19 protein-coding genes are annotated in these 23,181 nt (G+C 62.3%); 12 read left to right on the top strand and 7 right to left on the bottom strand.

Features of this window, described 5'->3' with window-relative positions; genetic code table 11:
- Positions 1-84 precede the first annotated feature (84 nt).
- Positions 85-489, bottom strand: a complete 405-nt coding sequence (locus tag BHD05_RS11130; RefSeq protein ID WP_161886489.1) for a heavy metal-responsive transcriptional regulator — start codon at positions 487-489, stop codon at positions 85-87.
- A gap of 55 nt (positions 490-544) precedes the next feature.
- Between BHD05_RS11130 and BHD05_RS11135 the strand changes: the two genes are divergently transcribed.
- Positions 545-847 (top strand): thioredoxin family protein, encoded by a 303-nt coding sequence (locus BHD05_RS11135; protein WP_161886490.1) that lies wholly within the window; start codon positions 545-547, stop codon positions 845-847.
- Between the two features lie 65 nt (positions 848-912).
- Positions 913-2,265, top strand: a complete 1,353-nt coding sequence (locus tag BHD05_RS11140) for a dihydrolipoyl dehydrogenase family protein (protein ID WP_161886491.1) — start codon at positions 913-915, stop codon at positions 2,263-2,265.
- Positions 2,266-2,422: 157 nt separating this feature from the next.
- On the opposite strand, the gene BHD05_RS11145 is transcribed toward BHD05_RS11140, so the two are convergent.
- From BHD05_RS11145 to BHD05_RS11160, 4 genes are all read right to left on the bottom strand, one after another.
- Positions 2,423-3,232 carry an ABC transporter permease gene (locus BHD05_RS11145; RefSeq protein WP_161886492.1) on the bottom strand — a complete coding sequence of 270 codons (810 nt, stop codon included), beginning with the start codon at positions 3,230-3,232 and terminating at the stop codon, positions 2,423-2,425.
- A 9-nt stretch (positions 3,233-3,241) separates the two neighbouring features.
- The gene (locus tag BHD05_RS11150) at positions 3,242-4,156 is read right to left on the bottom strand and encodes an ABC transporter permease (protein WP_236966511.1); all 915 of its coding nucleotides are present in this window, start codon (positions 4,154-4,156) and stop codon (positions 3,242-3,244) included.
- Between the two features lie 75 nt (positions 4,157-4,231).
- On the bottom strand, positions 4,232-5,407 hold the full coding sequence (locus BHD05_RS11155) for an extracellular solute-binding protein (protein WP_161886493.1): 1,176 nt from the start codon (positions 5,405-5,407) through the stop codon (positions 4,232-4,234).
- 58 nt (positions 5,408-5,465) lie between these two features.
- Positions 5,466-6,539 carry an ABC transporter ATP-binding protein gene (locus BHD05_RS11160; RefSeq protein ID WP_161886494.1) on the bottom strand — a complete coding sequence of 358 codons (1,074 nt, stop codon included), beginning with the start codon at positions 6,537-6,539 and terminating at the stop codon, positions 5,466-5,468.
- Positions 6,540-6,677: 138 nt separating this feature from the next.
- Here BHD05_RS11160 and BHD05_RS11165 point away from each other — a divergent pair, with 138 nt between their 5' ends.
- From BHD05_RS11165 to BHD05_RS16160, 4 genes are all read left to right on the top strand, one after another.
- On the top strand, positions 6,678-7,442 hold the full coding sequence (locus BHD05_RS11165; protein ID WP_236966512.1) for a FadR/GntR family transcriptional regulator: 765 nt from the start codon (positions 6,678-6,680) through the stop codon (positions 7,440-7,442).
- A gap of 85 nt (positions 7,443-7,527) precedes the next feature.
- Positions 7,528-8,229, top strand: a complete 702-nt coding sequence (locus BHD05_RS11170) for a cache domain-containing protein (RefSeq protein ID WP_161886496.1) — start codon at positions 7,528-7,530, stop codon at positions 8,227-8,229.
- 313 nt (positions 8,230-8,542) lie between these two features.
- Positions 8,543-9,013: a hypothetical protein gene (locus tag BHD05_RS11175; protein WP_161886497.1), complete on the top strand. Its 471-nt coding sequence runs from the start codon at positions 8,543-8,545 to the stop codon at positions 9,011-9,013.
- Between the two features lie 107 nt (positions 9,014-9,120).
- Positions 9,121-9,273, top strand: coding sequence for a type I restriction enzyme endonuclease domain-containing protein (locus tag BHD05_RS16160; RefSeq protein WP_202614202.1), 153 nt, complete (start codon positions 9,121-9,123; stop codon positions 9,271-9,273).
- A 418-nt stretch (positions 9,274-9,691) separates the two neighbouring features.
- On the opposite strand, the gene BHD05_RS11185 is transcribed toward BHD05_RS16160, so the two are convergent.
- Positions 9,692-10,225, bottom strand: coding sequence for a hypothetical protein (locus tag BHD05_RS11185; RefSeq protein ID WP_161886499.1), 534 nt, complete (start codon positions 10,223-10,225; stop codon positions 9,692-9,694).
- A 437-nt stretch (positions 10,226-10,662) separates the two neighbouring features.
- Here BHD05_RS11185 and BHD05_RS11190 point away from each other — a divergent pair, with 437 nt between their 5' ends.
- The 6 genes from BHD05_RS11190 to BHD05_RS11215 all read left to right on the top strand — a co-directional run bounded on the left by BHD05_RS11190 (position 10,663) and on the right by BHD05_RS11215 (position 19,584).
- On the top strand, positions 10,663-11,445 hold the full coding sequence (locus BHD05_RS11190) for a hypothetical protein (protein ID WP_161886500.1): 783 nt from the start codon (positions 10,663-10,665) through the stop codon (positions 11,443-11,445).
- 513 nt (positions 11,446-11,958) lie between these two features.
- Positions 11,959-13,977: a hypothetical protein gene (locus BHD05_RS11195; RefSeq protein WP_161886501.1), complete on the top strand. Its 2,019-nt coding sequence runs from the start codon at positions 11,959-11,961 to the stop codon at positions 13,975-13,977.
- Positions 13,978-13,992: 15 nt separating this feature from the next.
- A complete protein-coding gene (locus BHD05_RS11200) occupies positions 13,993-14,775 on the top strand; it encodes a hypothetical protein (RefSeq protein WP_161886502.1) in 783 nt (260 codons plus the stop codon).
- A gap of 67 nt (positions 14,776-14,842) precedes the next feature.
- On the top strand, positions 14,843-16,330 hold the full coding sequence (locus tag BHD05_RS15770; protein WP_202614203.1) for a hypothetical protein: 1,488 nt from the start codon (positions 14,843-14,845) through the stop codon (positions 16,328-16,330).
- A 96-nt stretch (positions 16,331-16,426) separates the two neighbouring features.
- Entirely contained in the window at positions 16,427-17,632 is a 1,206-nt protein-coding gene (locus BHD05_RS11210; protein ID WP_161886503.1) for a type IV secretory system conjugative DNA transfer family protein, read from the top strand.
- A 464-nt stretch (positions 17,633-18,096) separates the two neighbouring features.
- Positions 18,097-19,584: an ApeA N-terminal domain 1-containing protein gene (locus BHD05_RS11215; RefSeq protein WP_161886504.1), complete on the top strand. Its 1,488-nt coding sequence runs from the start codon at positions 18,097-18,099 to the stop codon at positions 19,582-19,584.
- A gap of 87 nt (positions 19,585-19,671) precedes the next feature.
- Here BHD05_RS11215 and BHD05_RS11220 read toward each other — a convergent pair whose 3' ends face one another.
- Positions 19,672-23,073, bottom strand: coding sequence for an SIR2 family protein (locus BHD05_RS11220; RefSeq protein WP_161886505.1), 3,402 nt, complete (start codon positions 23,071-23,073; stop codon positions 19,672-19,674).
- Positions 23,074-23,181: the final 108 nt, after the last annotated feature.

Raw genomic sequence — 23,181 nt, forward strand, 5'->3', positions numbered from 1 at the left:
AGCCTCAGCGGAAGACCGGGCATAACGCGAACCTTGCCGAGTACGACGGCGAGGGATGCGAATCCGTCCCGGCGTGCCCGGCGCCTATGGCTGGGGTTGCGGGATGATCTGACACACAGTCCCTGCTGAGCAGTCGGCTGGGTCGAGGTTCTGGCTGACCTCAATGAGGTGCTGCAGCTCTGATTCGAGGCGAGCGAGTTCTCGTTGCCGGTCACGCACATCTTCGAGCTTCCCGGCGAGGAGTGTCGCGACATGCCCGCATGGCACAGCGCCGGCGTCACGGAGCGAAATGATGCCGCCGATGTCGGTCAGCGACAGCCCGGCACCCTGTGATGCCCGGATGAACCGTAGACGAGAGACAGTGGCCTCGTCGTACTGGCGGTAACCGTTCGCTTCACGTGCTGCGGAAGGCAGGAGTCCCCGGCGTTCATAGAATCTGATGGTTTGCGCGTTCACCCCGGCGACAAGGGCAAGATCTCCAATTCGCATAGTCCCAGTGAACCACTTGACCTTGCACCACAGTGCAAGGTTTATCGTGAGTGCTATGGAGGAGATCACGTTGCAGTACTTCGATGGATGCCCGAACTGGACCATTGCCGCGGAGCGGCTGGCCTCGATCGCCCAGACGCACCCCGATATGACGGTGACCCACCAACTGGTGGAGACCCCCGAGGACGCGGGGGCGATCGGTTTCCGCGGATCACCGAGCATCCTCGTCAACGGCACAGACGTGTTCCCGGACCCGTCGGCCCCTGTTGGGCTCGCCTGCCGCATCTACGTCACACCCGACGGCTTCGCCGGTGCGCCAACGCTCGAGCAACTTCAGGCGGCGATCCGCGCGAGCTGAGCAGCACAACTGCGAGCAGGACCACGATGTTGTCCGGCCATAGTGCCGGCAGAAAGGAATTCCACGTGAACGAGGACTACGACCTGTTCGTCATCGGCGCAGGGATGGCTGGCACAACGGCAGCGAATAAGTGCGCAGCCCAGGGGTGGCGGGTGGGCATCGTTGACGCGCTCCCTTACGGGGGCACCTGCGCGCTGCGCGGCTGCGATCCGAAAAAGATCCTCCGCCGCGGCGCGGAAGTCATTGACGCCGCTCGCTTGATGCAGGACAAGGGCATCGCCCAGAACGGGCTGTCGATCGATTGGGCGGCGTTGATGCGCCACAAGAGAGGCTTCACCGATGCGGTGCCGCAAGGCATGGAGGACGAACTCACTGGCAATGGGGTGATGACCTTCCACGGAAGCGCCCGGTTCACCGGACCGAACCAGCTCGAGATCGACGGAACAGAACACCGTGCGAAGCATTTCCTGATCGCAACCGGGGCGCGCCCGCGCCCCCTGAGCTTCCCCGGACACGAGCACCTGATCGACAGCACCGACTTCCTGAACCTTGACGCTTTACCGCCGCGGATCGTGTTCATCGGTGGCGGGTTCATCTCCTTCGAGTTCGCGCACATCGCGTCGCGCGCCGGGGTGGACTGCGTGATCATCGACCACGGCGACCGCCCCCTCCGCGAGTTCGACCCCGACCTCGTTGAACTCCTCATTCAACGAACCGAGCAAACCGGAATCCGGGTGCAACTCGCCACCACGACCACCCGTGTCACCCGCACCGCCACCGGACTGGACGTAACGGTGGACCAGGGTGGGAAGACTTTCACAATCGGTGCGGACCTGGTGGTGCACGGCGCTGGCCGCGTCGCGAACCTTGATGGGCTGAACCTCGACGCCGCGAACATCGCATCCGGGCCGCGAGGGGTCACCGTCGCCGGGCATCTGCAATGCACCACGAATCCCGCGGTGTATGCGGCAGGCGACGCCGCCGACACCCCCGGCAAACCTTTGACGCCCGTCGCCGTGTTCGAGGGCAAGGTGGCAGCGTCCAACATGTTGAAAGGCACCACCACGACCCCGGACTACACCGCTGTGCCCACCACCGTGTTCACAATCCCGGAGCTCAACAGGGTTGGCATCCTCGAACATGAAGCCGGTAACAGCGGCCTCGACATCGACGTGCGGCACAACGACACCAGCGGCTGGTACTCCAACTACCGCGTGGGCGAGACAACAGCAAGCGCGAAAATCATCATCGACAAAGCGACCGACCGGATTCTCGGCGCGCACTTGCTCGGACCCGGCTATGGCGAACTGATCAACATCTTCGGCCTCGCCATCAAGCTCGGACTGACCTCCCGGCAGCTGAAATCAATGACCGCGACCTACCCATCCATCGGCGCAGACCTCGGCTCCATGCTCTAGCGCGGACCTCCACCCGCCCCCCACAGCGACCGACATCTACAGGTCGACGTCGACGCGATGTGCTCTCGGCCGATGAAGTTCCTCAGCATTGGGCTGGTCGGAGCCGGTGCGGTGGGGATTCGAGTCATGGTGTTCCCCGAGGACTGGAGGGTGAGGATCAGTCTTCGTCTTCAGCGCGCGACAGCCTCTGCGACACATAGACGGGAATGAACGACGCAAGGATGATGACGGTGGCAACGACGTTGACGACGCTGGCCTCATTGGGGCGGGCCATCTGATTCATGATCCAGAGCGGAAGCGTATCCACTCCCGGAGGTGCCGTGAAGATGGTCACCACGACCTCGTCGAAGCTGAGGGCAAACGCCAGCAGCCCACCGGCGACGAAGGCGGTACGGAACTGGGGGAAGGTGATGAGTCTGAAGGTCTGCCAGAGTCCGGCCCCGAGGTCCATCGAGGCCTCCTGCAGGTTCGGGCTCATCCGCCTCAGACGGGCGAGCACATTGTTGAACACCATGACCATGCAAAAGGTGGCGTGGGCGACGATCATCCCGAAGTACCCGATCTGGATGCCGACAGGTTCGAGGATGTTGTTGTACGTGTTGCTCAGCGCGACACCGGTGACGATCCCGGGAAGCGCAATGGGGAGCACGACGAGCAGGTTGACTGTCTGCTTGCCGAAAAAGCTGTAGCGCTGCAGTGCGAACGCGGTGAGCGTGCCGAGCAGGAGTGCTATTACGGTGGCGCCGAGGCCAACGACGACCGAGTTGAGAAGGGCGGCACGGATGGGCTCGCTGGTGAAGGCGACCACCCACCAGTTGAGTGAGAAATCCGTCACCGGCCAGCTCGCGATTCGGGCGGCGTTGAACGAGTTGAGCACGACCAGAGCGAGCGGGATGTACATGAACGTGAGCACGACGGCGACGATGGCTCCGAGGCCGATCTTGGCTCCGCGGGTGAGTCTCAGCAAAGCGGGCTCCTACATCCGGTCGAGTGCGCCGGTCTTGCGAACGGCGAACAGGTAGACCAGCACGAAAACGATGGGTACGACCGAGAAGGCGGCCGCGATGGGCGGGTTGAGGTTGATGTTCGAGGCGATGATGCTGCCGATCATCTGGGTGGACCCGCCCACGAACTTCGCGGCGAGGTAGTCGCCGAGGCTGAGCGAGAAGGTGAATATCGAGCCGGCGATAACGGCGGGCTTGAGCAGGGGGATGACGACGGTGCGGATAGTGGTCCAGCTGCGGGCCCCGAGGTCGGCCGACGCGTCGAAGAGGTTGGCCGGGATTTGGCGCACAGCGGTGTAGACCGGCAGCGCCATGTAGGGGAACCACAGGTAGGTGAGGGTGAGCACCACGGTCGTGTAGCTGAATCCCGGACCGCTGATGCCGAGGGGTTCGAGGGCCGAGTTAAAGAAGCCGTTCTCAGTGAACGTGATGCGCATCGCGAGGATCTTCACCAGGTATCCGGCCCAGAGGGGCAGGGTGATCGCGACGGCCAGGAAGGCGCGCAGCCACGGTGACGCCACCTTCGCCATGAAGATGCCCAGCGGGATGGAGAATACGACGCTGAGTAGCGTCACCAGCAGCGCGATGGACAGTGTTCGCAGCGAGGTGGAGAGGTAGGCGGGGTTCTCCACCAGCCTGATGAAATTGTCGAGGGTGAATCCCGGAACGACCTTGGAGGTGAACGGGTCGGTGCGCCAGAACGCGGTGATCAGGAGCATCACGAGCGAGAAAATGTAGACGCCGACGAGCCACGTCATCGGGAGGGCCAGCAGCCCGAGCAGGCGCAGCCGCGGGCTGCGGTGAAGCCGTGTCGAGATGGGCTTGCTGCCGGCGGCCGCGACGCGGCCCGGCTCGGCCGTCGTGACGCGGGGCACTGTGCTGGTCACGGTTATTCCTTTGGTGCTTGCGGATGCGGGTGGCGGGGGTGGCGGGGCCCCAGTCGGGGCCCCGCCGGAAGACGGCTAGCCCTTGACGGTGAGCCAGGCATCCGTCCACTGCTGGAAATTGGTGCACGTGACGTCGGTGCGGCCGTCGATGCACTGCTCGATCGGCGTGGTCCAGAACCACACGTTCTTGAAGTACTCCTCATCGGTGGCGTGGAAGTACTCGCAGTGCGCTGCCGCCTCGTCGCTGGTCTCGCAGAAGGCGGCGTTGGCCGGAGCCATGCCGAAGCCCATCGCGATCGCGCCGTTGACCTCGGCGGAGCTGGTGTAGTCCATCCACAGGTAGCCGCAGTTCGGGTTCTTCGACTCGGCCGAGATCATCCAGGCATCCGACCATCCGGTGGAACCCTCTTCGGGCAGCACACTCTTGAACTTCTCATCCTCGGTCAGCTTGCGCAGGATCTCCCATGAGGTGCCGACGACAGACGTTCCTCCGGCATAGGAGGTGATCTGGGCGACCGGGTCGGCCCAGTACTCGCTGACAATGCCGTTCTGCGTCTTGAGCAGCTCGATGGCGGCGTCAAGCTGCTCCTGGTCGAGCGCGTACGGGTTGGTGATGCCCAGGTCGGGCTCGTGCGTCATCAGGTAGACGGCGGCATCGGCGATGTAGATCGGGGCGTCATAGGCGGTGATCTCTCCGGCGTAGGGGCTGTCTTCCTCCCACACGACATCCCAGCTGGTGGGCGTCTCCGTGACGACCTCGCTGTTGTACTGCAGGATGTTCGCACCGCGGCCGATCGGAATGCCGTAGCTCTTGCCGTTGATCGTGTCGTAGATCTGGCCCTTCATGCCCTCGACGATGTCGTCGCCGAAGTTGGGGATCAGGTCGATGTTGATCGGCGCGACGTCGCCGCCGGCGATCAGGCGCAGGCTCGCATCGCCGGAGGCGGAGACGAGGTCGTAGTCTCCGGTGCGCATGAGCGTGACCATCTCGTCGCTGGTGCCAGCGACACGACGGTTGACGACGCATCCGGTATCTTCGGTGAACTGGTCGGACCACGCCGGCTCGACGAACCCGCTCCACGCGACGATGTTCACCTCGCCCTCGGCCTCACCGAGCTCCTCGACCATCGGCACGTCGGGGACCTCGATGCTGAGGCCGCCGGCTTCCGTGTCGCCCGCGCTGCTACAGCCGACGAGCACGAGCGTTGCCGCTGCCGCCATGGCGGGAAGCAGCATGTACTTCTTCTTCATGTGACTCTCCTAGTGATGTGTGGTGCAGGGATGGTGCATCGTTCGGGTCGTAGTCGGCTCAGGGGACGATCGACACGTGGTCGGTCTTCCAGATGGCCCGCACAGCTTCTCCGCGGCGGAAGGCCGCCGCGGCTGTGGGGTGGTGGTCGTTGTGGCGTTCTGCGGTGAGGCGCAGGCCGGACGCGGTCTCGACGATGTACCGCGTCGCGGGGCCGGTGTAGACCGTTTCGTAGACGGTGCCGAGCACGGAGGTCTCGTCGGCGGCGACGGCGGATGTCGCATCTGCGAGCCGAACCCGTTCCGGGCGCACGCTGATGAGCTTGTCGATTCCGGTGATGATGCTGGCGTGGGCGGGAGCGATGAGGTTCGAGATCCCCAGGAATCCCGCCACGAACGCGGTCTGGGGAAACTCGTAGACCTCATTGGGTGTGCCGACCTGTTCAATGCGGCCGTTGTTGAACACGGCGATGCGGTCACTGAGGGTGAGGGCCTCCTCTTGGTCGTGGGTGACGAAGATGAAGGTGATGCCGACCTCGCGCTGAATCTGCTTGAGCTCAACCTGCATCTCTTCGCGAAGCTGCTTATCGAGCGCCCCGAGCGGCTCGTCGAGAAGCAGCACGCTGGGCTGCAGGATGAGCGCGCGGGCCAGGGCGATACGTTGCCGCTGCCCGCCGGAGAGTTGGTGGGGCAGTCGGTCTGCGGTGTCGGCGAGGCGCACCTGCTGCAGTGCCCGTTCGACCCGTTCCGCCGTTTCGGACTTAGCCATCTTGCGGACCCGCAAGCCATAGCCGACGTTTTCAGCGATCGTCAGATGCGGGAACAGTGCGTAATCCTGGAAGACCGTGTTGACGTTGCGGTCGAATGGGGCCATGCGGGTGACATCGACGCCGTCGAGTTCGATGGTGCCGCTCGTGGCGTCTTCGAAGCCGGCGATCATGCGCAGCACCGTGGTCTTGCCCGACCCGGAGGGACCGAGCATGGAGAAGAACTCCCCGGAGTGAACTTCCAGGTTGAGCTCCGCGACGGCGACGACATCCCCGAACGCCTTGGTGAGGGAGTGCAGGCTGACGCCCTTTGTGGCGGGGGGAGCGGCTGATGCTGCTGGCGCTAGTGCGCGGCCAGACTGTGTCATTGGTCGATGACTCCTTGGAACGGCGGTGGTCTCAGAGGTTGGGAACAAACATATAGTTCCATAGGTTTAGTTTCAAGGGTGTTAACTTCCCGGTTCGCCCGTCACGGCACCCGCGACCGGGTGGGGCAGAATGATGCCGTGCCCGCATCCACGACGACGCCCTCGCGACGGGGTCAGCCCTCCCGCCTGCAGAGTGCCGTGTTCCAGCCCATCGGCGACGCCGGACGGGCTGCGCTGGTGGAGCGCCGCATCGCCGAGGCGATCACCGGGGGAGTGCTCGCCCCCGGCACAAAGCTCCCGGCCGAGTCCGAGTTGGCCAAGCTGTTCGGCGTGGCGCCGGTGACCGCTCGGGAGTCACTGCAGTCCCTGCGCGATCGTCGGCTCGTTGTCACCCGCCGCGGGCGCAATGGCGGGAGTTTCGTCGTCGAAACGGCCAACGCGGCCGAATTCGGCACGCAAGCGCTGCGCGATATGTCGCGGGTTGCCCTCCGCGACCTCGCCGCGCACTACCTGGCGGTCACGGGCGCCTGCGTTGCGCTGGCCGCGCAGCGGGCCGACCCGAGCGAGATCATGCACATCCGCGGCCGCCTCGATCGCTTCACCGGCAACGACCCGCTCGTGTGGCGTCGGCTGGCCGACGACGCACACCTCGAGATCTCCGCGCTCAGTCAGTCGGCCAGGCTCACCCGTGAGCAGATGCGCCTTCAGGCGGAGTTCTCGCCGTTCCTCGCACTCGTCGATGCGTCAGAGACCGATCGCGATCGCAGCCGCAGCCAGCTGCTCGCCCTGCTCGACGCGGTCTCCGAGGCAGACTCGGCTGCTGCGACCAGCCTGGTCCGGGAATCGATCACGGAAGCCGTCGACCGGCTGATCGACCGCCAGGCGGAGCTGGCCGGATCATGAGTGCGCGCGCCCGATCCCAGGACTGTGTAGCATCCCATTCACCGAGGATCCGCGCCCGGGCGCGACCCGCAGCGAGGAGGTCGCCATGACGGCAGAAGTCACCACGGTCGCGTCCCGCGCGGTCTCGGCCGTCGACGGATACTTCGCCGATGCCCTCGACGCGCTGGAAGCGTGGCAGCTTGACATCGCGCGAGACATCGCCGCGGCCAGGCGCTCCGGGCCGCTCACCACGTCGCGACTCGACGAACTTGTGGCGCCGTACGCGCGGCAGACCCTCGACACCCCCGGCATCTCCGTCTACGGCGCGGGCTTCATCGCTGCTCTCGACTCGCTTGCCGACGCCGCCAGTCATCTTGCCTGGTGGCAGGGGCCCCAGCGTGCCCGACTGACCCTCGCCAACCAGGCGATCAACAAGGGCAACATCGATTACAGCGAACTCGAGTGGTATCGGGTGCCCATGCTCACGGGAGAGGCCCACATCGCGGGGCCCTACGTCGACTACCTGTGCAGCGACGAGTACACGATCACGGTGGCCGCTCCGGTGAGTATCGACGACGAATTCGTCGGCGTCACGGGACTCGACTTGCTCATCGACACCGTCGAGCGCGACCTCACACCCCGACTCGCGACGCTCGGTTCCGCCATCACGATCGTCAACAGCGCCGGCCGCGTCGTGGTGTCGACGAACCGCCGCTTGGCCACCGGGGAGTCGCTGCGCGGTGACGGATACCGGGACGCCGAGCGGGTGCCGTGCGTGCGCACGCCGCTCGAGATTGTGCTCATCTGAGCGCGCCAGCGACGTGAATCAGTCCGCTTCGGCGGCCGCTAGGTCGATGGATGCCAGCAGCGCCCACAGCTCGGCGCGATCCTCGAACCGGTCGAGACTGAGACCCAACGCCGGCGGGCTCAAGAGCAGTACTTCCCCTGGGGCTCGGACGAATGGCGCGCGGCGAACGGAATGCGCAACGGCGTCGAATCCCTCAACCGCAACGTCAAGTGATCCCAATACGAAGACATCGCGACCGCGGAACTGCGAGCAGTGTGGCCGCCATGCGAGACTGAACAAGACGGGAATTCTCAGGTCGAAGTGGAAAACGGCCATGGTTTGCGTCATCGTGCCAGCTGCAGCTCTGGCCGGGTGCAGCACTAAATATCAGGGTTACCACAGCGGAATCGATGGCGTCCTTTGGCGGCAGGTCGCCAGTTTCGAAGACCCCGTATCTCGAACTCTCTTCGTACCGGTCGCAAACGAGCCGACGGGGTATCTCGATGATGTCGGCGGCGTGCGTTGGGACGGCGCAGCTGCATCGGCAGCGGACCTCAGGCTGGAGGACGGCGGGGTGGTCCTTTACGACCTCTCCTCTACCGAATCGATTGCGAAGCTCTCGGTGTTCATCAGCTCTGGACCTCGGTCCGACGAACCCACCGATGAGGGTCCTTTTTACAACGGCCCGAGCGCGGTCTTCACCTGCTTCGGAATCGAGGCGCGCTTTCGCGCGGAAGCGACACCATCTGTAAATCGGGTCATCTTTGATGAGTGCCCAGCAACTCTGGTGATGACGGTGCCATAGGACGCGGCCTTCGCCAGCGCGGAAGTGTTCGACGGGTAGTTCGACAAGACGGTTGCTCGGTTGCGAGCCCGCCGTTCAAGACCAACGAGCTCGCGTTCTATGACGTCGTGACCGAGAACGAGCCGGCCGTCGAGGGGCTGGGGGAGGGGATTGTGGCCCCGATCGCCCGCGACCTTGTCGATGTGATGCGGCGCGATGTGCGCAGCGACTGGACCGCGCGTGTTGATGTGCGGGCCGAGCTGCGCGCGTCGATCAGCTGAGCGATTCCGGCGTCTGCGCCCGTACGGAGCATCCGCCCCCGCACGACCGGGCGCAGACGCGACGTACGGGCGCACACGCCAACAACGCCGCCCCGGCGAGCGCCGCCATCCCAGCGTCCAGCTCCGCACCCCAAAAACCGCAAGAAAAATGGGCCGGCCCCGACTCTCGTCAGGACCGGCCCTTGCCACTGTCTTCAGTTTGCACTGTCTCAACCAGTGTGGGAGGTTCGGGAAATCCATGTGGGCCCGTGAACGTTATGCAGTTCTCGCGAGCCCGAAAGCCCCTTCCACGAAATAACCCGTTCGATTCCATCGGGAGCGTCGGTTTGGCGAGCTCTGCAGCAGCATCTTGCGATCGCCCTGACCCTTCCCTTCTTTCCTAAATCACATATTGCGAGTAGTCAGGGCGCCGCCTCAATCATTTGCTGGGCGCGAAACCGAGGGACTTCAGGAGGTACTCCTCTTCCTCCTCGCTGACATCCTCCGAAATGGCAATCACGATTGCATCCCCGGAGTTGTAGTCCTTAGCGAGCGCCTCGTATTCGGAGGGGGAGATGAACTGCTCGACCTCGGAAAGGATGAGCTTATAGGCGTTGAAGTTGAACTCGCTGTCCGGCTCCAGAATGTTCAGCGGGCTGTGAACGTCTCCGGCAAGCGATTCGGACTCTGGGCGAAGGTCGACCGAACCGACGAAAATGTTTTCGATGATGCGGCCGATGATGCCAGCCTCGCGAGCTGCAGCAAGTGCGACGTGAGCGGTGCCGCCCTCGGCTGAGGTGAACGACGGGATCGGCAGCTGGTCATTGTTGAAGTACGCCATTCGGACGTTGTTGAGCACGCTCATCTCAGCGGGGCTGGATGCGACGTTCGGCTTGTACGGAGGCGTGAGGAGTTCCGCGAACTTATCCGAGAACGCCTGAAAAGACGGGGCGATGATGAGCTGGTGGATCATGTCTGAATTCCAATTCCTCGGGAAAGGCCGGGCGCGACTGCATAGAGCGTTGGCCGCGCGCGCGAACATCCGACTGATCCTCCACGCGTCGAGCGGCCCGTCGTCTTGTTCACCCGACCAGGTGAGTGTTAATAGTGGTCGTTGTTAATCCGCACCACTTTTTGCTCGCTTTTGGGGCGGAACTTTACCGGAGTATAACTCGCTGGTGAGTTTGGATCTGTTGACCTGCCACGCGCCAAAGAGGATCGCGGGCGTAGGAAGGAGCGATCTCCGAGTTAGCTCGCATGCGCGATCCCCGCTTCAATTCGCTCAACGGCTCTTCGATGAGCTGCTCGAGGAACGACGGGTTTATTGAGGACTGACGCTTACTCGCGGCAACGCTCTCAATAATTGAGAATTCAACATGAAGGGCGTGCTCTTTCCTATACGGTTCAGTCATGCCAAACTTTCCGCTCGAAGCTGGTCTTACCGCGTCTCTATGGGATCTCTTTTCTTCCGAAGGACCGCGCAAAATCGCGATGGAAGCTTTGCTTGAGCAACTGCCCAAAGATGACCCTGCCGTGGAATTGCTGGCGAAGAAGGCTGCGACCTTGTCCACCCGGGCTTACTTGCCTGGGCCAACGCCCAGCCCCGACTTGGTGCTCATCGGCTTAGACGACGAAGAAGGCAACGCGGATATCCTCGCCGTGATCGAGGTGAAGGTTTGGGCGAATATGCACTTCGCGCAGAAGGCTTCAGCGAACAAGCTCGTTTTGCTGACGGATCCCGGCGCTACCGCAGTGCACAATGCCGTGCTCACCGACGGTAGCGATGAAATCGGGCAAGTTGACCTCTACCGGAGTCGAAAGTGGTGGGGCGAGGGATTAGTCGAGGTCGAGGGCGGCGTCCCACGACCTGATGACAAGATCCGTTTGACCAATCCAGACGAAGTGCTTTGGCTACTGTTTGATGTCAGAGGACGCCCCGCCGAAAAATTGTTCGAAAAGGCGCACAGCTCGACGATGTGGAGAACCATTGACCTGCGCCGCTTCGGTGGCCGGCTTCGCGAGCTTCGTTCCACGGACCCCGCTTTGATTGAATGCCACCGCGACACCATCGCCGTGGTGCTATGGCACATAAACCAGCGGCCAGGCCGCACCACTCCCTATGCTGAAGGCAATTCGATTTCAAAAACCGAGCGTCCACCATTGTCGGATTTCGAAGTTCAAATGGACGAATAGCTATCCGTTTCTCTGATGCACCCCAAAGCACGGGCCGATAATCGTTCTCTTCGATATTGCCGTAAGTCGAGCATCGATAGCAGTACTCCGAGCTTCGGTTCTTCGCAACCATTCTCGGTTTCGGTGAATCGCCGTTGCCGTCGAGTGTCGAGTACTGCAACGCCGATCGAAATCTCATTATCGACCAAACAGGAGTTTTTGTCGGTGTTCGCTCGATGGGGGTGCTAGATTTCGAATAGCACCGCGACAAGGTCTTGTAATTACGGATTTGCATGGCACGAAACGGCGCTCCTGGCTTCAAGCGTCCTCATGGCCCCATCCATCTGAGGAGGCCACTTTCTATTCGAGCCTTTTCGGCTCGACCGTGGTTAGCCGTTATCTGATGGGTCGTGACCGGGTATCCACTCCGGTCCCCGGACTTGTGCACGCAGGTAGACATATCGACAGTTGAGCGCGTCCATCGTTTCGGGCAATAGTCCGAGCAAGAGGCGCCAGATGCAACGGAGTGACCGAGTGACCGAAAGTAGGGCGAGAGCCCGCAAGAACCCAGTGCGCCGGGTGCTGGGCGCCGTTCTGGCACTCATGACGGTCGTCGTGCTGACGGCCTGTGGTGCGCGCATCGACACCACCATGAACGTCAGCGAGAACGGAAGCGGTTCGCGTGTCATAGTCGCGACCATCAGCGGGGAAGACCTGGGCATTGTCAGCAACGGATCGCCCGCGATCGACGCCTCAATTCAGAAGAACTTACCCGGCGAACTGATGTACTCCGGAATCTCATCGACCGCCGACGGTGGCGCAACCGTTACCCTCACGCTCGAATTCGCGAGCTCCGCTGACTATGAGAAGAAGGCGCGGGCGTTACTCAGCAGGGGTGGCAACGATGAAGCGGACCTTGACTTCGCGGTCACCGACTCTCTTCTGCTCAATGGCATCCGGATAGAGGAGAGTTTCACCAGCTACGACCTGCTGAAGTGGCTATTCGACGGGCTCATCGCCGATGGGGTGGTCGCCGAGAGCGACGCGGGCAACATGTACGAGATGGGCTCGTCCGTGCTGAATTACGGCGGCGAATCCATCAGCCAGTCAGGCTCGTTCGATCACACGGCAGTTGTAGACAACGGCTTTGCGGGCATTTCTATGGCCACTGACCTCGCCGACCCCGACAGGATCACGCGAACGATCACGTACTCCGTGACCACCACGAAATACGCCTCGAACAAAGCCCTCTACGACGAGTTTTTTGCAGAGTCGACTCCGCCTGGCGCGGACCTCAGCGCAGTAGACAATGGCGTTTGGAAGATGACGTTCAGCGGCGACGCACAAGCAGTCACAAAATTCACCGACACCGCGACCAGAGGGACCTCCAGCGAGTTGTCGGTGAAGACCGCATTGGCGCCGAACGATCCCGCGACGTTAATCACAACCGTGATCGACGTGGCGAGCTGCGAGAGCATTTGCGCGAGCGGTACCGCTATCCAGGACACCCTCACGGGTGGCGCCGGCTATACCCCAGAATCCATCGAGGTCGACACGTCCGCGGGCGACCCGGTAGTGTTCGAAAACGCCCCGGCCATCACCTCCATCGACGCCCTTTTCGAGTTCGGGATGTTCGGCGGCGTCACCAGTACGGTGAATTTTGTCGTGCCAAACGAAGCCGTGGCGCTCGTAGGCGACGGCTTCACGACCCTGTTTGAACCGGCAAACGGCGTCGGTACCTTGACTTTGGACAAGGGCGAGAACGACACCGTATACACGGCGGTGGTCAAGGGTGATGGTGCAGAGACCTTCGCCGCCGCCTACGCGCAATGGGCGCCAGAGTCCCGGGTATCTGCTGTCGAGCAGGACGGGACCACCCTCTTCGGGCGAGAGATGAGCTATTTCATTGACACGGGGTTGACCTCGATACTCCATGGGCACGCCGTCACCGACGAGACCATCACCACTGTCGCGTTGCCCTGGGGGCAGTCCGTGTCGTCTTCGTCGGGCGAACTAACGACGAAAAGCGGAATCACCGGAACGTCTGTGATCGCCACGGGTGCAAGTGCCCAGACCGCGTTCCAGGCGGGCGGGCCCACCTTCGCGGGTCTGCTCACGATCGGCTTTCTTTTCGTCGTTCTCCTCGGGTTGGCATTCCTTCTGGCAAGAAGCCGCCGCAACGTTTTCACGACGTTGAAGGGCGCGGGTGTGCGTTTCAAGGCAACCATGGACGCGCCGGATCTCGGCTCGCTTCCGGGTTCACGAGTGCAGTCGGCCAGTTCGGGAAATGCGGCTGGGTCAGTGCTAGGTCTAGGTGTCGGTGCCCCTTACGTGGGCTCGCAACGGTCGATGGTCGAGTGGCCGCAGCATCCGGTCAGCCCGAAGCCTTCGGCTTCGTTGTTTGTTCTAGTCCCGGCCGACCAGCACAAGACCACACATGGAACTTCATTGTTCACGCTGCCCTTCGACAAAGTCGCCGACCAGATCCGCGGAAACCTATTCGCTCACTATGACGCTGTCGGCGATAGCCGACCGCGCAAGCGCACCAACTGACGCAAGGACAAACTCATGTTTCAATCTGAATCGACCACAACAACGACAGGCGGTTTCGCGGCGGCTGACGGCTCCGCTACACCGGTCGTCCCGGAGTCCAGCTACCCGTTCCGCCTCCTGTCGGACGAAACCGTGCTCGGTATGTACCCCATCACCCGCAAGCGCCGCCCGTTGGGCAAGCTAGCGAGCTTTCTGTTCGTCACGGACTCACGAGTCATCTACTCTGCCGAGGCCAAGTCCCTCGCCTCCTCTTCTATCCACACGAAGGAGTATCAGGTGCCGCACATTCACGGCGTCGAGGTCGGGCGGCACAGCGGGCTTGATGCGCTCGGGGTAGCCGCAGCAGTCGGGGTCATCTTCAACTTTGTCGGGATGATCATCCTCGCATCCCTAGTCGGGTTGGCTGGCGGCGACATGGGCTTCTCTGGCGGCTCGGGTTTCGAAGGCGTTGGTTTCCTGTTTGGTTTTCTCGCTTTCGCATCCCTGATCGTCGGCGCTGTGGTCGTATTCATCTTGCGGCGGTCGACCGCCACCCTGAAGATCGTGGGCCCAAACGCTCCGCAAACGCTGACTGCCGAGGGCGACCTGCCCAAGCTGCTCGTGACGATCCTGCTCTTCGTGATTTTCGGCTTCTTCATGGGGGTCATTGTGATCATCTGGGCGATCGCTCGCGAACTCGGTGTGTTCAAGGCCGACGACGCACAGCTCTTCGCCGACCCCGCGAACATGGACCGCATCGCATTCGACGCGGGTGCGCTGATCCTTGACGTTCAGGCACGAGGCAAGCTCGCAGGATAGGTCCGAAAGCAATGAGTAGGCATCGCGATACCCGCGTCTTCGAGGCCGGGCTATGAAGGCGGGCAGCATGACGGCATTGAAAGACCTCGGAGGTGCACTCCAGGAAGCGGGCAAGGCTCTCAGAGAGTTGGAAGACGCGTTTGTGGAGCTGCAGCAGGCCGACCCGGCGATCGAGACTGGGATCAGTGGCGGAAGTGCTGTCATCCCGACTGGCGTGTCCGATATCTCGGAGTTGACACCCCTTAACACCGCTGCGGGCGTTCTCCGAGTAGCCGCCGACGCGCTCAACACGCTAGCTGATGCACTAGAAGCTTTGCAGAGGGTGGGCGTGGCCCTCAAGAGCATCGCGGACATGGCAGGAGTTAGTGAGACAGGAGTAAGCGAGACAGGAGGTGCGCCCGCTGTACAGCAGGCGCCCCCAACCGTCGTGATCTTGGAACAGCCGGGTCAATCCGTCGAAACCCAGTACGCGAACCCCGAAGCAGCGGGAGGGGACCTATCCGAACCGGCAACACGGGATGAACAGCCAACTGGCCCTACCTCAGCTCAACTAGTTGCGAACACTTCGGAAGCAGACCATGGTGTTGTTTTGCGCGAGGTGTCCACGACCGCCGAGAATGTGGGGCAGAGCACAGAAAGCAGATCCTCCACCGAGGGGAGTTCGGAGCGCCACGATTCCCATCCCGAATTGCTCGATGGAACAGCGGTAGGTGCAAGGTCATATGGTCTCAGTGACCGCTCCAGCCTCGAGACATGGACAGACCCAGCGTCTGTACCTGGCACCGGGACATCGGATCAGACAGCGCCACTCACCGACACATCAAGCGTCCGAAGGTCCCATGCAGAGACCGATGCCGGCGCCGAGCCGGTGGTTGAAATGTCTCTTTCGATAGAAGTTGAACTGAATCTCCACCCTAACTCCGAGTCATCACCAGAGGCAGAAGCGAACACTGCGCTCGTATCAAACGGGGAGTACGCCGGAAAACCCGGTCCGGAGGTCAAACCCGGGGCTCAACCATGGCAAGGTTTCGCGATTGAGACTGGCCCCGGAGACGGAACTGAGCCACCCGGCGAAGCCGGCATCGCGCCCGAGGCCGGAGCAGCGCGTGAGCTAGAGGCCGAGCCTGAACCAAAGCCTGAGTCCGAACCTGAGGCCGAGCCAGAGCCCGAGTCCGAACCTGAGGCCGAGCCCGAACCTGAGGCCGAGTCCGAACCTGAGGCCGAGCCAGAGCCCGAGTCCGAACCTGAGGCCGAGCCCGAACCTGAGTCCGAACCTGAGGCCGAGCCAGAGCCCGAGCCCGAACCTGAGGCCGAGCCAGAGCCCGAGTCCGAACCTGAGGCCGAGCCAGAGCCCGAGTCCGAACCTGAGGCCGAGCCAGAGCCCGAGTCCGAACCTGAGCCCGGGTCGGAACTTACCGCAGGATCGGAACTTGAGGCAGAGCCAGAGGTTGAGGCTGAGCCTGAGGTTGAGGCTGAGCCTGAGGCGGTGCCGGAGGAAGAGGCAGAGGCTGAGCCAGAGCCCGACGTTGACAATGACCCAGAACCGGATTGGTAGACAGTGGCATATTCAGAAGAAGTAGTCAGCGGGCATGAGCTCAGGGACGCGGTCGGATACATGGGTCTGGGCTCGGCAGAGTTCGGAGTGCATGGAGTGGGCGGCACCGGCATCGCGCTGAGTGATCCGATGATGGGCCGTCACGTCCTCTTTCTCGGTGGAATCGGTACTGGCAAGACCGTCGGGATGTCTGCACTGATCGCCTCCATCCGCCAAGCTCTCACCCCGGAAGACATCGTGGTCTTTTTTGACACCAAGGGCGATTATTACGAGTCCTTTTTCCGACCAGGGGATGCGGTGATCGCGGCGACCACGGCCGAGGAATTCCAAGGCCAGGTGTCGTGGAACCTGTTTGAGGAGTTCCGCGAGGTGGCGCATGGTCGTGCTGTCGAAGATGAGATCCTCGAAGTTTGTAACGGCCTGTTCTCCTCCCTTATCGACAACGCCGGCGACAACGCCTACTTCGCCAATGCGGCGAGGGACGTGTTCGTGGCCCTGGTCACGGCTATGTACCGTCAATCAGCTGCACGGTCCAATCAGGATGTTCGGATGATTGTGGGAGGGATGACTCACGCCGAGATGCACGAGCTGCTCGATCATCCGGACAACGGCGATCTCCGTGGGGCAAAGAACTACATCGCCAAAGAGGGCGGTAATTCGACCATGGCCACAATGGCGTTTATGCAGCAGGTGATCCAGGAGTCCTTCCGCTCGTCGTTCGGCCAGCCGGGGGACTTCTCGATTCGCCGTTTCGTTCGCGAAAAGGGTGCGAAGGCGCTGTTCCTCGAGTACGATATCGCCGCCGGAACGATGTTGGCGCCGGTGTACAAGACGATGATCGACGTCGCTATGAAGGAGTCGATGGCGCGCTCGCGGACCGCTGGCCGGGTGTTTTTCGTGCTCGACGAATTCGCCCTTCTGCCCGAGCTGACCCATCTGTCCAACGGTTTGAACTTCGGGCGTTCGCTCGGCCTCAGATTTGTCGTCGGAACCCAGAACATCAAGCAGGTACAGGCGATGTACGGAGACCAAATGGCCGCATCCGTGCTGTCATCCTTCGGCACAGTGTTCGCATTTCGCTTGTACGACGGAAGTTCGCGGGAGTTCGTACGAGACCGATTCGGTAAGAACAAGAAGATCACGCGGTTTGAATCCAGCGTGCGAACCAAGGGTATGAACGAGAGCACGTCCCCGGGCTACGTCGTCGAAGACTGGGACCTGTCCAGCCTGCCGGTGGGCACCTGCATCGCGGCCATCCCAGACCACGCGCCGGTCAACTTTACGTTTCGATACGAACCGTAGAGCCTTTCGCTATCCACTGCATCAATTCGTGACGCCAGGGTCGCATGCTGCCGAGGTCCCGCGCTGTTTTGACGATGGTGTCAAATCAAGGAGGTTTGACGTCTTCCCGGCTGCTGACTTCGCCGGAGGGTGGTTCCCACACAGCGCCGCCGGGCACCACAGCTCCGATCGGACATAAGTGCTGTTATCGGACGTTCACCTCGGGCGTAGGGGCGCAGATGTGAATGACTCGAATCTGCAATCGCGAGGCCAGTGCTACACAGCCCAGTCTTGTGACCCATCACTTGCGGGAATCATCAATACGAGACACTCTCCACAGAAGACTCATGGTGTCGCGTTGCCTGGAGCGGCGCAGAAGCCGACGGTCGCGATGCGCAACTTCCCCAGCATCACAGCCGGAGATACTGCTTAGAACGGACTGAAAGATTGAGCTCTAGTGTGAGACTCGGACGGAGAGCGCAGACATGGTGACAAATGACCCTCTCAACCTCGACGAGGCGGGCGAATGGGCTGGGCTGTGGTGGCGGCCGGACGACCCTAACGAGCGGGTCCCGGGCGTGCTTCGTTACAACGCCGCGGGCAGCCTGTCACTCTCGCTGATCGGTGCGTTCGAGGACCGCGTCACGTCGAACCTTGCTCCCGGGGTGACGGCGCACCACGAGGGGACCCGGACATGGGACGTCATACACGGCGCGGCTGAGCAGCGCGAGATTAGCCTTCTTGGCTGCGTCCCCACCGGCGGGAGTCGGACCATGTTCGCGCGGGTAGAAAGTCCCGATAAGCAGACCGTGACTGTGACGATCGCGATCATTGGCGTGCACGTCAGTGGCGAGGAAGCCCCCGTGTTTTCAGCGGCCGAGGTTTCGATCGAGGACCTCGGACTCTGGTCTGGGTCGTCCGCATTAGAAGGCTTTCTCGGCGCGTCCGGCGGCGAGATCGACGGGACTGGGAGCATCTCGGTCAAGCCGGTTGAAGCGCAATCAGTAGTTGTCGATGGGACCGACTATCGCCTTGCGCACACTCACACGCTGCCCTTCTTCGACCAGCGCAAGGGGGGCACTCTCGGGCGCATGCGAGACACGACCTCCATCCGAGTCGCCCCATCCGAACCGTTCGCCCTGAGCGCCGCCCTGAAGGCGGCAAACTTGGTGCAGGACCTGGTCGCACTGGCGACGCACCGCGCCGCCGGCGTGATCTGGCTCCGACTAGAGGTGGCCGCGACCGAGTCCGTCCTGCCAAACGGTCGCCCAGCACCTCGCCATCGTGCCCACGTGCTCTATTCGCCCGTCGCGCTCGGAAAGCGCGACGCCAAAGCGATTGACCCTCACCGAATGTTCTTCACGTGCGAATCCCTCCCATTCAAGGAAGTGATGCTCCGCTGGGGTGAGGCACACGGTCGCCTGCAGGCGGCGACCAACATGATCCTCGGTCTGCGCTACGCTCCGGCCAGCTTCGTCGAGAACAACCTCCTGACCGCCGTTGGTGCTGCGGAGGTGCTGCACCGCAGCCTCCGCATCGACGAAAAACCGTTCCCCAAGGCGGAGTTCACAGCTATGCGAGACGCGATGCTCGAGCAGGTTCCCGAGGAGCACCGGGATAGATTCAAAGGGGCCATCCGCAACGATCCGACCCTCCAAGACCGTCTTCGTGCCCTTGCTGCGCGCCCCGGCCAGAACGCGATCGCGCTCCTCATGCCGGACGCCGCCCAATGGGCGAAGAGGACGACGCAGGCACGCAACGACCTTGCACACGAGGGCAGAACGCCGAACCATTCCGTCGAAGAGCTGATCGCTATCGTCGAGGTCACCACGGCGGTCGTGATCCTTAACGTGCTGCACGAGCTCGGTCTGTCGGCCGAGCGGCAGCGGAAGATCGTGCTGGAGCACCCTCAGCTGAGGGCGACGTCGCGAGCCGCGGTCGAGTGGCTGGCAGTTCCAGGGCGCCGCACCTGAGCTACGTAGCTTCCGCTGGCGTGCGTCCCGTGCTGCTGGATCTATTCACGCGCGATGTCTGCAAGACGGTGTGTTGTGCGCGGCAAACTAGTTGCTCCCGGGGGCCCTAGGCGCGGTCGTATTTGCGAGCAGTTCCTCGGCCAGAGCCGCGATCTCGCCGGACGTCGTGGACACCCGCTGCAGAAGCGTCCGCATGCTGTCGGGGGCGTCCTGCAGTCTTGTTTGCCAAACCTTTCGGACGGCTTGCGCCCTCAGGCGCCCGATGACGGCGTCGAGATCGGTTGCATTTAGATCGTCAGCGAGGTCGATGAACCCGCCGATGCCGTTCAGGTCGTGCTTCTGCGGCTGGCTAAGGGAGGGGACCAGATCTTCGGACATCTGGCCCAGCCAGCAGATTGCCGCGTTGCGATCGACATCAGCCACTGCCCTCAATTGCGACGTAACCTGTCGCCACCCCGAGCCCCGTGGCGCATCGAGCCCCACGCGAGCGCCGCGACGTAGCCACTGCGCCGCGAGGTCGGGATAGGGCTCCACCAGTATGGCCGGGAACACTTCGATCTCCGCCTCGTGATCCCGGAGGAACGCCCGCACTACAGCTCGCCCACGGTCACCCCAGCACACGTGATACAGCAGGTGATCCACCGCACCAAACGGATTCCGGTCTGAGCCTTCTTCCAACTGCGCCTCGTTTACGATGCGCATCACCCAGTCCGTGGATAATGCGTCCGCGATCTGGTCGGTAATGTCGGTCGAGAGGCAGGAGAGCCAGCCCAGAAGTAAATCCAGATCGTACAGCTGGTACTTCGTCTTCCCTTGCAGGGATTGCGCCGCAGCTTTCCAGTCCACGTCTGACATCACATCGTGTGCCTTCGCGGCCAACTCGCGAAGCCCAAGCTCCCGCGCGTCCAGGAACGCAGCGCGGGCCTCATCGAGCTCCTGTAGTTCGACTTCGTCGATCTCACGCTCGTATTCCTCGGTGTGTTTGTGTGCTGTGGGCGCGTCGGCGAGGCTGGCCACGATCCACATCGTGCCGAAAACCCACTCAGAGAAGTTGCTGGCAGCATCCGCGATGTCGTTTTCAATGGCGGATTGAATCTCGGCGCCGCAGGCGTCTAGCGCTACCGCTGCCACCCGGGGAGCTAGTGACGCTAGCTCGTCGATGAGCTCGTAGATTTCGAACGGGTGCGAGTGCTCATCTCGGTTCGACAACCAGCCGGAGAGGAGATCGGTGTTGATCCCGGCTTCGAATTCTTCGCTCCAGCTCAGCAGAGTTCCGCTGCGCAGGTCGGGGCCGAGCTCTTGGATGACGTGCATCCAGTCTGCCGCTGCCCAACGGCTTCCCGCAATGGACAACCGCTCGCCCAGCACCTGCGCCGAGGTGGACGCGCGAAGGAGGCGATGGGCCTCTTCGTGGTCAGAGCGCAATCCGCTTAACATCCATCGGAAACCGCTGACCTCTTCAGAGACGAGATTTGGTAGCCAACTGATCATCCACTCCGCAAGTTTGCTGGCCGCGTGGTCGGAAAGTTTCCGCAGCCATTCGGACGACCAGAGCAGGTTGAGAGCGACGCCTCGATCCCGGCCGGGGGCTGCAGCAATACACTGGCGCAGCAGACTTTCCGACACCTCGTCGTCAACGATCGAACTCGCCCACCGAAAGCGGTAGATGTCGATTCGGTCAAAGGTACGTAACAGCCAGAACTTGCCGACGGTATCAATGGACTCATCGAGGAGATTCGCGCGCACAAATGCGCGCACAGCTTCGCCGATCGCGTGCGGTTCGCGTCGCCCGAGATCTTGAAGCACCCTTTCCGCAATGCGGATGTGGGCGGCGCGGATCCGACCGTCGTGCTCGCGAATGAGCTTCTCGTCCATCAGGACAAGCAGTGCGTCGTCCACACGTCTCTGCTGAAGTTTCTCATCTACACAGAACCGATCGTTGAAGTATCTTTCCAACGTGGAAGCAAGCTCGACACTTGTAACGCCGGCGTCGCGAGAGGTCATCTGTGCAATGCAGATGACAGCTAGGAGGAGTGCTGCGTTTCCATTTTCGACCATCCGGTCCAGGGCGCCGGTGATACGACGTTCACCGCCCGAGGCGATGAACATATAGAGCCATGGCTCAGCAGCAGTCTTCAGCGCAAGCTCAAGCCTTTGTTCCGGGGTGTCGGAGAAGACTGACCATCGGACTCGATCATCAAGTTGAGTGAGCATCGGGCCAACCGCGTCAAGGTGAGCTCGGCAGTAAGCGTGCACCACCTGTACCGCCTGCGTCGCGACCAGTGTTTCGTCGTCTCTCGCCTCCAAGCGCTCAGTTGAAGCAATGAGGACGGCATGGTCCTCATCGGCAGACGATTCGAACTCCGCGAGAACCCCTGGGTCAATAGCTTGGGCGTCATCGACAACAGCTAGAACCGGACCGGAGAGAACCCGAAACTCTTCAACATCGGCTAGGGAAGCGACTCCGGGCTGCTTCAGCTCGACCACCTTCCAGCCCTCACGGTTGAGTCGGCGCGCAGCGTGGAAAGCCGTGATCGACTTTCCCGTGCCGCTTGCACCCGACAGAGTTGCGTAGCGCGACGAGAGAAGCCGTTCCGCGAGCCGCGGAGCGGCCGGCAGCTCAGGGCATGCATCCACATCAGTTGGTCGAAGACGCTCACCTCGCAATGCAGCTAGGAAGCTTCGACTTCGCAGAAAGGTGACGTGCTTCCACCCGCTGAGTGGTTGAGGCGGCAAAAGGTGCGCCGCGAAGGAAGCGAGTGCAGCATCGGCGGACAGCTGAATCGCTCCCTCACCCACCGCCGACGGGGTAATGCGGAACACAGGCCACCGAGCCTCCAGCGGGGAAAGCAGCGACTCAACAACAGTCAAGTCGCTGCCGCTGTACCCGAGCACGATCAGAGTTCGTGGACGATCCGACAACCGGTCGATGTGGTCGTGTACCTCTGCGGCCACTTGGCCGTCCTCGTCAGGAAGCACCCACATGCCTTCCGTGTGGGCAGCATCACCATGAGGCTTGTGCAGCAGGCCCGCCGGCAATCCAACGCCGTACAGGCGCTCGTGAGCGCGTTCCAGACAGGTATCCCAGTTGTAGGAAACCACTGCCTCAACGTGACCGGAGTTAATGAGACGAGCGAGATCAAGGTGCGCACTCGACGGTTCCCTGTCCGCATCAAGTGCTGCGAAGGCCACCTGAAACGCAGCGCGGGCATGCGGGAACTCCCTCACCAGCTGCCAACCAATGTCTAACCTGTCAGGGTCTGACCCGAGGATTTCCTTCGCGCTTCCGATAGCCCTCGTCCGCGCGCGAAGCTCGGTAAGAGCATCCGGGGCATCTTCGATCGCATGCCATAGCAGAGGCGGCAACTGCGCGGTCATTGGATAATGCGCTGCCGAGACCCCGGCACCAACGACCACCACGGCTCCAAAGGGACGGATCATCGCCGCCGCTTGCAACAGCTGGGCGCCAACATCCACGTCTGAGCTCATTCCCTGAATCTTGCGTCAGAACACTCACCGATAAGAGCGGCGCGCGCAACTACGATCAGCACAATACCCCGTTGCCACTCACGTCAGGAGCCGCACGAGATCTCCGTA

Origin of the sequence: Marisediminicola antarctica, from assembly GCF_009930795.1 — a bacterium.
GTDB classification, from domain to species: domain Bacteria; phylum Actinomycetota; class Actinomycetes; order Actinomycetales; family Microbacteriaceae; genus Marisediminicola; species Marisediminicola antarctica.